An 11,931-nucleotide genomic window follows, 5' to 3' on the forward strand; every position below is an offset into this window, starting at 1 on the left:
GTGAGCACGTTGAGGATTGTTTCGATCTGTCCAAGTAATACAGAGCTCGCTGCATGCCTCGGGCTCACCAGCCAGCTGGCCGGCATTGATGATTTTTCAGACTGGCCGGGAGACATACAAAACCTTCCAAAGCTGGGCCCTGACCTGGCAATCCGAATGGATGACCTAGAAACATGCAAACCGGACCTTGTACTGGCTTCGCTTAGCGTTCCGGGCATGGAGAAGAATATAGAGGAACTGGAGAAACGGAACATTCCGCACCTTGTCTTCAATCCTCAGTCCCTGGAAGACATTCACGCGGATCTGATCAAACTTGGGAAGGCAACTGGCACAGAGGAAAAAGCGATTGAAAAGGCAGAACAATACCGCTCATTAATGGGAAGGTTTAAGACGAAAGCGGCCGAACTTGACCGGAAGCCTTCTGTTTATTTCGAGTGGTGGCCAAAGCCGGTGTTTACTCCCGGAGGAACAAATTGGCTCACAGAAGTAAGCCGCCTGGCAGGAGCAGAAAACATTTTTGCTTCAGAAAAAATTCCAAGCGTCCAAACCGTCTGGGAGGAAGTGCTTGACCGGGACCCTGAATTTTTCTTTATGGTCTGGGTCGGGGTAAAAGAAGCGAAAATGAATGCAGCACACGTTAAAAAAAGGCCTGGCTCTAACCAGCTGACAGCATTAAAAAGAAATCAGGTCATCCTGCTGAAAGAGGCTCTGTTCTGCAGACCTTCGCCAAGGCTTTATGAAGGCCTCGCCAACCTCGCCCAGATTGTGCATCCTGATCATTTTTCAGAAGAAATACAAGCTGTAAAAGACTTCAACACGTAAAAGCAGCCGGTTATGATCCGGCTGCTTTCTTATGTATTAAAGCCCTGTTTTCTGTTTTAAATATTTCTGCCTGAATACCTGCATAGACGAATCTTGATTCAACTGAGTAAACTCCTGCTCCGTAAATCTGCCATCTCCTCTTTTTAAGATGTAGACATCGAGCTCCTTTTTGCCCCAGTTTTTATATACGTCTGCAACCGTATCAAAGTATAAATCCAATTCGTCCCCTTTAATCGCTGCCCCTTTATCCGTCACGATCCCGTACCCGTAATCCGGAATATACAGCACCGTCCCGATCGGAAATACATTCAAATCAGCTGCTATCGTCGAGAAAAGATCCCTTTTCACTTTCACACCCGAATAAGTGATCCCGTACTCCGGATGTCCCGGATTCTTCCCTGTTGATTCATAGCCCGCTGTATATCCAGTTGCCGTCACTTTATGTTTAGGATACTCGTTCAGATTGATTCCCTCATCTCCACTTGCAGAACCGGATGACATCAAAGCAGATCCGTGGTATGCAGGAAGCGTCTTATCAGATAAGCCAAAAATACGGAAAGATCCGTTTTTTTCTGTGTGAGTTGTATAGGACTGCAGAATTCCGGCTGCCAGCTCTCTCGCTTTGACCCCTGAAACCGCCTCAAATGTTGCCGCCAAAGCACCGGCAAGAAGCAGAACCATTACCAAACGCCGAAGCCAAACCATCAATATTCCCATTACCAATATCTCACTCCTCTCACTAAGCTATTACTTCCCTAATGGAAAGAAAAGTATTCGAAACAAAAGAAATTGAAATATTTGTAACACGAAAAGCGAAGGCGGCTTGCCCAGGCCCGACAAGCATAAGACAGTTCACCGGAAGAAGGCGGTTTTTCCTTCTGCAGGTGAACTGGCTTATGACCTCGAGGGCCTAGCCGCCGGAGCTGGACAACAAGAAAAGCGGAGGGCGCTTGCTTATGCCGACTGGCACATTGGAGCTCCCGACCGAGAGGCGCTCTTTGCCTCGACCGAGGGAGTGAAATGGGCCTGCGGCATAGCGCCCGGAGCTAGACAACAAGAAAAGCGAAGGCGGCTTGCAGTAAGGAAGTTCTGCTAAGAGCGCGACGTCCTGTCGCAACCCAGAACTGACCCGCATCGTGCGGGCCTCCGACAAGCATAAGACAGTTCACCGGAAGAAGGTGTTTTTTCCTTCTGCAGGTGAACTGGCTTATGACCTCGAGGGCCTAGCCGCCGGAGCTGGACAACCAGAAAAGCGGAGGGCGCTTGCTTAAGCCGACTGGCACATTGGAGCTCCCGACCGAGAGGCGCGTTGAAAGGAAGTTCTGCTAAAAGCGCGAGGTCCTGTCGCAACGCAGAACTGACCCGCATCGTGCGGGCCCCAAAAAGAAAAAGCCTCCAGTTTTCCGGAAGCTTTTAAAACATTTGGTATCCTCTTTTCCTGAGAGTCTTGATGACAAGTCCTGAGCATATGGCCCCTGCGAGTCCGCTTATAAGGATGGTTATATCTACTCCCTGCAGGGAACTGACTTTATCGGCTAATGCAGGAAAAGACTGTCCCGGAGCGGTAAAGTAAGAGGCGGCGGATGCATCATCGATAATGAGGATGCAGACGACCGGATAAATGATCGCCATAATCCAGGACATTCTGAGCAGCATATTCAATAGGAAACCAATTCCGAAGAATAAGACAAAAAAGAGGACAATTGAGATAATAAATACCGGTAAAATCATATCCAAGCACCTCCAGTACACCACTATCAGTGTACTGAAAGCGCATTAATTACGTCAATAAAATTTTCCTTTATTTTCTTAGAGGCTGGATGGTTTTTCCCCGGTTCCGTTGCAGCAGTCGCACGTTTCAGTGCCGCCAAGCAGGAGCTGGAAATAACCTTTCCCTGAACAATACGGACAATCTCTTTTTTCGGCTCTAACAGTGCTCATGCAGCTCTCCCCTTTTCTGATTAATTGTTAATAAAGATAACAGGTATCTTGTCAACAATAAAGTCAGATTTAATGACAAATGAGCCGATGAAAGCGAATACATCAACGTTTCCCTCTTGTTTTCTTTAATTATCTTATTTTTTTGAATATTATAAAAATAGGTTATAAGCGGAGTACTCAAATTGCTCGCCGGGATCAAGCTGGTCATTCAGCAATAGCTTTGACTGACTATTTTGTTCTGTTAATGCAGTCAGCAAAAGGGAAGAGTCCTTGTCATTTTTTAATTGTTCATAAGGAAGAAAGGCAGCTTCAAAAATTTCTTCTTCCTGAATGCGGATTTCGCGGCTGACGGCATTAAGTTTAAAAATAATCATGTTATCGCTGACCTGTCCCTTTATAACCCCGGACCGCAAGCCAATAACCCCTTCTACCTTAGCCCGGATTCCTGTTTCTTCATACACTTCCCGAATGACAGCCTGGTCTGCTGTTTCACTGCCCTCTACAAAGCCTGCAGGCAATGACCACTTCCCCTTCAGACCACCATATTTCTTTTTCACAACCAGCCATCTTCCGGTTTCATCCGTCACAATTCCTGCTGCTGCAAGCCATACATTTCCCCGTTTACTTGTCATGCTGCCACTCCCTCTATCTCTTGTTTATCCTTCAATTATGGCGCAATAAAAAAGAAAAGGCAAAAGCTGGACGCTTCTGCCTTTTCCTTACATCTATCCATTAAAAGAACTTGAATTTCCCTTTTTTCATGACCATTCCCGGTCCTCCGACCATAAACAATGCACGGTTATCAATCATTTTTTTCATGAAAGATGCTTTTGTTCCGACAAGTTTCTTGCCGAATACAGTACCTACTGCATCATCTTCTCCCAGAGAAGCGACTGTACCTTTAATGTCCGGCTTGAAGCCTTCCATTTCGCCTTGTCCCTTAATAAGAGATGCAAGGTTTTTCGCACAAGTTTCTCCTTGCTGCATGGCAATCTGTGCAGTTGGAGGATAAGGGCGGTTAATTTCTTCATTGATGATCAGTGAGCAATCCCCAATAATGAAGACTTCGTTATGACCAGGTGCACGAAGATCAGGATTTACTTTAACGCGTCCGCGCATGTTTTCAAATCCAGCTTCTTCAACAACACTGTTCCCGCGTACTCCAGCTGCCCATACAACTGTACCCGCTTTGATTTCTTCCATTACATCATCTTTAGCTACGACAATTCCATCTTCTGTGCATTCTTTGATCGCTGTACCGATTTTAAATTCGACACCTTTGCGCTCAAGGTGGCTCACAGCATATTCTACAAGCTCAGCATCAAAACCAGGAAGAGCAGTCGGAGCTGCTTCTACGCAGATAATCCTTACTTTTTTCGGGTCAATATCATACTCACGGCACAGCTTTGGAACACGGTTTGAAAGTTCGCCAAGGAACTCGATTCCAGTGAATCCTGCTCCGCCGACCACGATTGTCAAACGGTCATCCTGCTTGTTTTCCTCTGTCTGATAAGTAGCGAACTGAAGTTCAATGTGCTCACGCAGCTGGCGGGCAGCATTGATGTTTGTAATTCCGAACGCATACTCTTTCAAACCCTGGATGCCGAATGTTTCCGGCTGGGATCCAAGAGAAACAACAAGGTAATCATAATCAAGCTCGCCTTTTTCAAGAACGATTTTCTTCTCTTCAGGCTTAATGGAAGTAACCGTATCCTGAACAAAGTTTACTCGGCTGCTGATTACATCCTTGATCTGATAACGGCATTTATCATGATGAAGCGTGCCTGCAGAAGCCTCATGGAGCCAGGTTGTTTCATAATGGTAATCATTTTTGTTTACAAGCGTTATATCTGCCTCGTTTACGCCAACCAGCTTTTGAAGGCGGGTAACCGTAATTAAACCGCCATAACCTGCACCTAAAACCACAACTTTTGGTTTATTCACGACGAATCACATCACCTTTACTAAATTTGTTGGTAAAAGAACTGAAAATAATACCTCTGCCTATTTTCCGCTCTTTTCGCCATTTTATTTGTTTTCCTGCAGAAAACATTGTGAAATCCTTCACTAAGCACTGCGTGAAAAAATGAATCAGCTGAATAATAGCTTCACAAAAAATTAACAATTAATCCTCTATCCAATAGTAATCCTTTGTGAATTGTTTTTCAACCTCTATTTACCGGAAAAACTCTGTTGCGAAAATTCCGAAAATAATGTAGGATACTATCTTAAATTGGCAACTCTGAATTCTTTGTTTCAGCCTGCAATCGAAGATGAGGATCGCTGAAAAATGTGATATGATGTAAGTAAGAATAGTTATCAATTAGGGGGTTTCATTGTGAAAGAAGATACAAAGGTTTATGACATTACCATCATAGGCGGAGGCCCGGTAGGATTGTTCACCGCATTTTACGGAGGAATGAGACAGGCAAGCGTTAAGATCATCGAGAGTCTTCCTCAGCTCGGCGGCCAATTATCTGCTCTCTATCCTGAAAAATACATATACGATGTAGCCGGATTTCCTAAGGTACGCGCACAGGAACTAATCAACAACCTTAAAGAGCAGATGAACATGTTCGATCCTGCCGTTGCCCTCGATCAGGCAGTAGAAGAAGTAGAAAAACAGGCAGACGGCGTATTCAAGCTGACAACCAATTCTGAGATCCATTACACAAAAACAATCATCATTACTGCCGGGAACGGAGCCTTCCAGCCGCGCCGTCTTGAGCTGGAAACTGCTTCTAAATATGAAGGCAAAAACATGCATTATTTCGTCGATGACCTGAATTCCTTTGCAGGCAAGCGCGTCATGATCTGCGGCGGCGGAGATTCCGCACTGGACTGGGCTTTAATGCTTGAGCCGATCGCCGAAAAAGTTACACTCGTCCACCGCCGTGATAAATTCCGCGCGCATGAGCACAGTGTCGAGCTTCTGAATAATTCCAAAGTCGATGTCATGACGCCTTTCGTACCTGAAGAATTGATCGGAGAAGACCGCATCGAACAAGTCGTTCTTCAGGAAGTTAAAGGAGAGCGCAAGGAAGTCATTGATATTGACGATCTAATCGTAAACTTCGGCTTCGTCTCCTCCCTCGGTCCAATCAAAAACTGGGATCTGAATATCGAAAAGAACAACATCGTCGTAAACTCTAAAATGGAAACCAACATTGAAGGAATCTACGCTGCAGGCGACATCTGTACGTACGAAGGAAAAGTAAAGCTTATTGCCAGCGGATTTGGTGAAGCACCAACTGCCGTCAACAACGCAAAAGCATACATGGACCCGAAAGCCCGCGTACAGCCCCTGCACAGCACAAGCTTGTTTGAAAATAAATAACCAGAAAAGGCCGGTCATCTGGACCGGCCTTTTTCTTATGGTATTGGGGGCTTTACTTTGTTTTGGATGGGATTCTTGGTTTCCCTGGCATTCTTGCATGGCATCCCCGGTTTCCCTGGCATTCTTCCCTGGCAACCTCACCTTCCCCGTCGTCCCCCCTAACCCAAAATACTTACAATATTTCTACATTTACTCGAGAGGTGTTATAAGTGTTTTGCAGAATATTTTACAAAAATAATGAAAGGTGGAAATCTATGCCGAAGCCAAGAAATTGGAGTCTTAAACCTGGTTTAATTTACCATATTTTCTCAAAAGGAATACGAAGAACCGCTTTATTTGAGGATTATGTCGATAAGAATCATTATTTGCAAATTCTTAAGGAAGTGCAGCAAAAATTCCCCTTTAAACTTCATTCTTTCTGTTTGATGAAAAATCATATTCATCTACTGATTGAAGTTGTTGAGGATCAGCCAAATGTGATCATGCAGCAATTAAATTTTCGCTACGCGCGTTACTTCAACTCCAGATCCATTTTTAAAGGACACTTATTTGAGGGCAGATTCTATGCTGACCCAATTACGACGATCCCCAAATTCCTCAACACCTCCCGTTACATCCACTTGAAACCCTGCAAAGCGATGGCCGTTCAGCAAGCGGAAAATTACAAATGGAGCAGCTATCCCTATTTAATTAAGAGTCTGGATTGTTCCATTCTCTTTAAAGATAAAATTCTCGGTCACTTCCCGCATCCGGCGGCAGAACACTAGGTTTTTGTCGAAGAGGTTAGATGGGCTGAGAATACGGGGAGCTACGAAAAAAAGGCCCTGAATTAGGACCTTTTTCTGGATCAGCACTCCTCAGGAGTACCCTTATTCGTTGCGGTTACAAATGATGATCCGCAGCCGCAGCTTGCGATGGCGTTCGGGTTATCGATGGTGAATCCCCCGCCCATCATGGACTGTTTGAAGTCGATGACGGTCCCTTTCAGCGCCGGTGCGCTGTCTTTATCGATCAGTACCGGGATGCCGTAAAATTCTAGTTCTACATCGCCTTCCTGTTTGTCATGGTCAAAGCCCATGCCGTAGGAGAGGCCGCTGCAGCCGCCGCCTTTAATTCCGACGCGGAGGTAGGCATTTTCTTCTTCATGTTCTTTCATCATATCTTTTATCTGAAAGGAAGCTGCTTCTGTAATGGTAATAATTTGAGCCATATGATCACTCCTTTGGTAAATGGCTATATGATTAGTATACACACTGATACGGCCGGACTCAAATTCCGGACTTTACGGACGGATGTAATAGGTGCCCTCGGCAATTACTTCCGCTGGTCCGGTCATCAGGACGTTTCCCTGTTCAGTCCAGTTGATGATCAAGTCCCCTCCTGCGAGGTGTACGGTGATGTCTTTTCCACGGGGAGATTTCCCGTTCAGTACGGAAGCGACAGCTGCAGCACAGGCGCCTGTTCCGCAGGCCTGAGTGATCCCTGACCCTCTTTCCCATACCCGGAAGTTCAGTTCCGTTTCATTTACCGTTTCTACAAACTCCACGTTGATGCCCTCGGAGAATCTGGGGTCTTTTTCAACTACAGGGCCAAGCTCGGTAAGAGGAGCTGCCTCTATCCGGTCTACATTAAAAATAATATGAGGGTTTCCCATTGAAAGTGCTGTTATGGTGTGTTCTTCACCAAGAAAAGTCATTTTTTCACTGATGGTCTGTTCTTCCGGGTCTCCTACCATCGGGATCTCCTTTTTCAGAAGACGCGGTTTGCCCATGTCGACCGTGACAGAATAAACTCTTCCATTATCAGTATGAACTTCTGCTTCAACCAGACCGGAGAGCGTTTCGATCTTAAAAATTTTATCCGTTACGAGCTGGTGTTCATATGCATATTTTGCTACACACCGCAGTCCGTTTCCGCAGTTTAACGCTTCCGAGCCGTCATTATTAAAAATACGCATTTTTACTGGAGCGTGTTCAGAAGGGCAGATGAGAATCATGCCGTCTGAGCCGATCCCTGTAAAAGGATTGGACGCTTCCCGGGCAATCTTTGCCAGACTGCTTTCATTCAGAGATTCCTCGAACATGTTTACATATATATAATTGTTGCCTAAACCATGCATTTTCGTAAACTGAAAAGTTTCCATGTACGGAACCTCCAAAAAAATCATTTCTATTAGTATAAAGTCTGCAGATTAAGTCCACAATAGAAATATCCCCCGTTTGAATAGAACGATAAGAACTTCCTGCCTTATGCAGGGAGTTTTTATTTTGCTTTCTAATGAGTCTTTTATAATGGTATAATAGAACTAATTAAAGGGCGGTGATTACAGTGGATCATTTATATGACAAGAAAGCCTCCTGCACGCTGTGCAACACCTCCTTCATCACAAAAAAACTGCGCAGTTCCTTTATCCGCGTCCAGTCAAGCGATACAGATTTTTATTCCCGCTATTCCTCTGAGATCTATAACCCGCTTTATTATTATGCTTCGGTATGTCCGAATTGCGGATTTTCTTTTACGGATGAGTTTTCTCTGCAGGCTGCACCTTCTTCGAGAAAACAGCTGACAGAACTCGTCTGGAAGCGCTGGACTAAAAAGGATTACTGCGGGGAGAGAACGATTCACAGCGCATTGGTCTCGCATAAACTGGCTCTTTACTGTGCCGGACTGAAACAGGAAACTCATGCTGTGAAGGCAGGAGTGAACCACCGGCTCGCCTGGCTGTACCGCTTCATGGAGAACGGAGAACAGGAAAAGAGATTTTTGCAGCAGGCTCTGAACGAATATCTGCAATCTTACATGCATGAGGATTATGCCGGAACAAAAATGACCGATATGCGGATTCTTTATTTAATTGGAGAACTGAGCAGGCGCCTCGGCCAAGATGGCCAGGCCGTCCGCTATTTTTCCAGAATGATTGAGAGCCAGTCAGACTCCCATGAAAAGGGGCTGATTGAAATGGCAAAAGACAGGTGGCAGGAAATGCGCAGTGTAAAAGGGGCATTACAGTCACAGGCATAGAAAAAGGATGGCATATGAGCCATCCTTTTTTATTAAAACATTGGATTTTCCTCCAAGTGCTGATAAATGTTGTCGACAAGCTCTTCCGGTGTTTCTCCGGATACCGCTTCTCCATTTACTAAGGCGTACATGGATTCAAAGCATTTTCCGCAATATCCAAGACAGCCATACTCCACAACGTCCAGATTAGGGTCTTTTTCGAGTTTTTCCAGGGCACGCTGAGAGCCGCTGGCCAGATTGCTTATACAGAACTCGATTATCGGTTTCATGAGATCTCACCTCTCCAGTTTCATCCTTATCCTACCCCGAATCAGCAAAAAACGTCAACGTTTGTCGCTTATGCTCTTCCCTTCATACCGGACGCTTTGATACAATTAACTTAACACATTTGCGCAATAAGGTTGTACTATTGGCCTGTCTCGCAGAACAATTGGTTATTTTGCTGCCGTATATTGTGATTTAAGCGTAAATTCGATATACTTTTTAGTGGCATTTTGAAAAGGTTTTCTTGCAATAGTAAAGTTATAGAATACTATTTTTTTATTATTCCCGTGGGGAGAAGGGGAAATCCGCGTATGAAAAATCTAGTCATCCTGGGGGGCGGATATGGAGGAATGAGAATTCTTCACAGACTGCTTCCAAATAACCTTCCAAATGATGTCCAAATTACCCTGGTAGATAAAAACCCCTACCACTGTCTCAAAACTGAATATTATGCTCTGGCGGCCGGAACAATTTCTGATCATCATATCCGGGTCGATTTTCCTGAGCACGGACGGCTGCAGCATAAATATGGAGAAGTCCTTTCCGTTGACAGGAACAGCAAGCAGGTCATTTTTGCTGGCGGAGAGACTCTATCTTATGATGATTTGATTATCGGGCTTGGCTGCGAGGATAAATACCATGGAGTACCAGGAGCACAGGAGTACTCATACAGCATCCAGACCATTGATCAATCCCGCAGAACGTACCGGAAGCTCAACGACCTGCCGGCTGGTGCAATCGTTTCCATAGTAGGAGCGGGGCTTAGCGGAGTGGAGCTTGCAAGTGAGCTGCGCGAAAGCCGGAAGGATTTGAAAATCAAGCTTTTTGACAGAGGCAAAACCATTCTTTCCATGTTTCCGGAGAGACTAAGCCGTTATGTTCAAGGCTGGTTTGAGGACCATGGCGTTGAAATCATTAATTGTGCCAATATCACTAAAGTTGAGCCGAACATCGTCTATAATCACGATGAGGCCGTTCACAGTGATGTAATCGTCTGGACTGCAGGAATTCAGCCGAGCCGGGTCGTACGTGAGCTGGATGTGGAAAAGGACGCACAGGGGCGTGTCGTTCTTGCCCCGCAGCACTACGTACCGGATGACAGCAGTGTATTTGTAGTCGGAGATTGCGCATCGCTGCCGCATGCTCCAAGTGCCCAGCTCGCAGAAGCACAGGCGGAGCAAATTGTCCTTGTGCTCCAGAAGCGCTGGAAAAACGAGCCGGAACCGGAATCCTTCCCTCAGTTTAAGCTTAAAGGCATCCTCGGTTCTCTTGGCAAAAAGCATGGCTTTGGCCTGCTCAACGAGAAGCCGCTCATGGGGCGTGTGCCCCGTTTGCTTAAATCCGGGATCCTCTGGATGTATAAGTTTCATAATGGGTGATGATGAAAGGCGGGCAGTCAATCCGCCTTTTTATTTTGCAAAAAAAAAAAGCACCCTTACTCAGAGCACCCGCTTACCCATTTAAATTTCATAATCGCTTTTGAAACCGCCTTGGATTTCAATGAATCTGCAGAACTTGCAGAAAAGATGCTGTCCTGGCTCGCAATCTTCACCCGATAGACAGTTTTTCCTTTTGGATCCATTGCTGTGTGGACATCAATCCTGCATGGAATATCTCCGATACGGTAGTCGAATGTCCTGGTCATAATGGCCGGTTTGCCTTTTATCATCTTACTATGTCCCATTTTCCCAAGCCCCCTTATAAGGAAACTATACCACAGAGTGGTTCTTTTAGCCCGCTGTTTTTGGAAAAAAGTAGATAAAAAGATCTATATTTCAGAAGTGATCCCTAATTTGCCGAGTTCTTCATAGATTACTTTAAGACGGGGGCTTCCTTCTCCTACAACATTTCCATTCAGTACGACAAGGGGATAAAAGTATTCGTCATTCAATACTTTTTCTGCAAATTCACGCCTCTCCCCTTTTAGATCTGCTGTATAAATGTCAATATAGGATACTTGGATGCTTTTGCCGGGGTATTTCCTGTCTAGAGCAGCCTGAAGCCATTCATGGGTTTTTTTCGCTGAAGGCATATTTACACAGCTCGGGCACAGAACCTCTGCCCCATAAACGTCAATGTTCATTTTACATCCTCCAATAATCTCGCGTTTTCTTCATTTTAGTTGATTTCGCTTGACTTTGCATAGGTTTTTGAAAGCGGGCAATTCTCCGTAGGTTTCTTGGCTGAAATATGGTACAATAACTGAAAAAGCGGTTCATTTCCGAAGCACGTTATTCGCTTTGATGACGGTGCCGGAATATACTAATAGCAGGAAGGAGACGATTGCTATGGAAGAAAATCAAAGAGAACAAGTACAGGAAGTATTAGATAAATTGCGTCCGTTCCTGCTTCGCGATGGCGGAGACTGTGAATTGGTTGATGTTGAGGATGGAATTGTCAAACTTCGCCTGCTGGGTGCATGCGGAAGCTGCCCGAGCTCAACCATCACACTTAAAGCAGGGATCGAACGTGCATTGCTTGAGGAAGTTCCCGGTGTAGTTGAGGTAGAACAAGTATTTTAACAGTATAAAGAGCCTCCGGCTGAA

The 11,931-nt window shown here is 45.2% G+C and carries 16 protein-coding genes; 6 read left to right on the forward strand and 10 right to left on the reverse strand.

The features are described from left to right. The first annotated feature begins 9 nt into the window (after nucleotides 1–9). Nucleotides 10–822 (forward strand): cobalamin-binding protein, encoded by an 813-nt coding sequence (locus GKZ89_RS10555; protein ID WP_155112374.1) that lies wholly within the window; start codon nucleotides 10–12, stop codon nucleotides 820–822. Nucleotides 823–858: 36 nt separating this feature from the next. Here the strand turns inward: GKZ89_RS10555 and GKZ89_RS10560 are convergent, their stop codons facing one another. From GKZ89_RS10560 to GKZ89_RS10575, 5 genes are all read right to left on the reverse strand, one after another. Next, nucleotides 859–1,539: a 3D domain-containing protein gene (locus tag GKZ89_RS10560; protein ID WP_155112472.1), complete on the reverse strand. Its 681-nt coding sequence runs from the start codon at nucleotides 1,537–1,539 to the stop codon at nucleotides 859–861. 696 nt (nucleotides 1,540–2,235) lie between these two features. Further along, on the reverse strand, nucleotides 2,236–2,553 hold the full coding sequence (locus GKZ89_RS10565) for a YuiB family protein (protein ID WP_155112375.1): 318 nt from the start codon (nucleotides 2,551–2,553) through the stop codon (nucleotides 2,236–2,238). Nucleotides 2,554–2,631: 78 nt separating this feature from the next. Beyond that, nucleotides 2,632–2,763, reverse strand: coding sequence for a YuiA family protein (locus GKZ89_RS20890; RefSeq protein ID WP_162356716.1), 132 nt, complete (start codon nucleotides 2,761–2,763; stop codon nucleotides 2,632–2,634). A 149-nt stretch (nucleotides 2,764–2,912) separates the two neighbouring features. Next, nucleotides 2,913–3,395 carry an NUDIX domain-containing protein gene (locus GKZ89_RS10570; protein WP_155112376.1) on the reverse strand — a complete coding sequence of 161 codons (483 nt, stop codon included), beginning with the start codon at nucleotides 3,393–3,395 and terminating at the stop codon, nucleotides 2,913–2,915. A 100-nt stretch (nucleotides 3,396–3,495) separates the two neighbouring features. Then, the gene (locus GKZ89_RS10575; protein ID WP_162356717.1) at nucleotides 3,496–4,707 is read right to left on the reverse strand and encodes an FAD-dependent oxidoreductase; all 1,212 of its coding nucleotides are present in this window, start codon (nucleotides 4,705–4,707) and stop codon (nucleotides 3,496–3,498) included. A gap of 394 nt (nucleotides 4,708–5,101) precedes the next feature. Between GKZ89_RS10575 and yumC the strand changes: the two genes are divergently transcribed. Together yumC and GKZ89_RS10585 are read left to right on the forward strand one after the other, a co-directional pair. After that, on the forward strand, nucleotides 5,102–6,100 hold the full coding sequence (yumC, locus tag GKZ89_RS10580) for a ferredoxin--NADP reductase 2 (RefSeq protein ID WP_162356718.1): 999 nt from the start codon (nucleotides 5,102–5,104) through the stop codon (nucleotides 6,098–6,100). Between the two features lie 254 nt (nucleotides 6,101–6,354). After that, nucleotides 6,355–6,867: a transposase gene (locus GKZ89_RS10585; protein WP_155112377.1), complete on the forward strand. Its 513-nt coding sequence runs from the start codon at nucleotides 6,355–6,357 to the stop codon at nucleotides 6,865–6,867. An 80-nt stretch (nucleotides 6,868–6,947) separates the two neighbouring features. Here the strand turns inward: GKZ89_RS10585 and GKZ89_RS10590 are convergent, their stop codons facing one another. Beyond that, nucleotides 6,948–7,310 (reverse strand): HesB/IscA family protein, encoded by a 363-nt coding sequence (locus GKZ89_RS10590; protein ID WP_155112378.1) that lies wholly within the window; start codon nucleotides 7,308–7,310, stop codon nucleotides 6,948–6,950. A gap of 72 nt (nucleotides 7,311–7,382) precedes the next feature. Further along, the gene (gene dapF, locus GKZ89_RS10595) at nucleotides 7,383–8,243 is read right to left on the reverse strand and encodes a diaminopimelate epimerase (RefSeq protein ID WP_155112379.1); all 861 of its coding nucleotides are present in this window, start codon (nucleotides 8,241–8,243) and stop codon (nucleotides 7,383–7,385) included. A 185-nt stretch (nucleotides 8,244–8,428) separates the two neighbouring features. Between dapF and GKZ89_RS10600 the strand changes: the two genes are divergently transcribed. After that, complete coding sequence (locus tag GKZ89_RS10600; RefSeq protein WP_338324920.1) at nucleotides 8,429–9,121, forward strand: DUF2225 domain-containing protein; 693 nt, start codon at nucleotides 8,429–8,431, stop codon at nucleotides 9,119–9,121. A 32-nt stretch (nucleotides 9,122–9,153) separates the two neighbouring features. Here the strand turns inward: GKZ89_RS10600 and GKZ89_RS10605 are convergent, their stop codons facing one another. Continuing rightward, the gene (locus GKZ89_RS10605) at nucleotides 9,154–9,390 is read right to left on the reverse strand and encodes a YuzB family protein (RefSeq protein ID WP_155112380.1); all 237 of its coding nucleotides are present in this window, start codon (nucleotides 9,388–9,390) and stop codon (nucleotides 9,154–9,156) included. Nucleotides 9,391–9,696: 306 nt separating this feature from the next. Between GKZ89_RS10605 and GKZ89_RS10610 the strand changes: the two genes are divergently transcribed. After that, nucleotides 9,697–10,764, forward strand: coding sequence for an NAD(P)/FAD-dependent oxidoreductase (locus GKZ89_RS10610; protein ID WP_155112381.1), 1,068 nt, complete (start codon nucleotides 9,697–9,699; stop codon nucleotides 10,762–10,764). A gap of 56 nt (nucleotides 10,765–10,820) precedes the next feature. Here GKZ89_RS10610 and GKZ89_RS10615 read toward each other — a convergent pair whose 3' ends face one another. Continuing rightward, on the reverse strand, nucleotides 10,821–11,069 hold the full coding sequence (locus tag GKZ89_RS10615; RefSeq protein ID WP_155112382.1) for a hypothetical protein: 249 nt from the start codon (nucleotides 11,067–11,069) through the stop codon (nucleotides 10,821–10,823). A gap of 84 nt (nucleotides 11,070–11,153) precedes the next feature. Beyond that, nucleotides 11,154–11,468, reverse strand: coding sequence for a YuzD family protein (locus GKZ89_RS10620; RefSeq protein ID WP_155112383.1), 315 nt, complete (start codon nucleotides 11,466–11,468; stop codon nucleotides 11,154–11,156). Nucleotides 11,469–11,628: 160 nt separating this feature from the next. Between GKZ89_RS10620 and GKZ89_RS10625 the strand changes: the two genes are divergently transcribed. Then, nucleotides 11,629–11,907 (forward strand): NifU family protein, encoded by a 279-nt coding sequence (locus GKZ89_RS10625; protein WP_241680218.1) that lies wholly within the window; start codon nucleotides 11,629–11,631, stop codon nucleotides 11,905–11,907. Nucleotides 11,908–11,931 lie beyond the last annotated feature (24 nt).

This window comes from Metabacillus mangrovi (genome assembly GCF_009711125.1).
Classification (GTDB): Bacteria; Bacillota; Bacilli; order Bacillales; family Bacillaceae; genus Metabacillus_B; species Metabacillus_B mangrovi.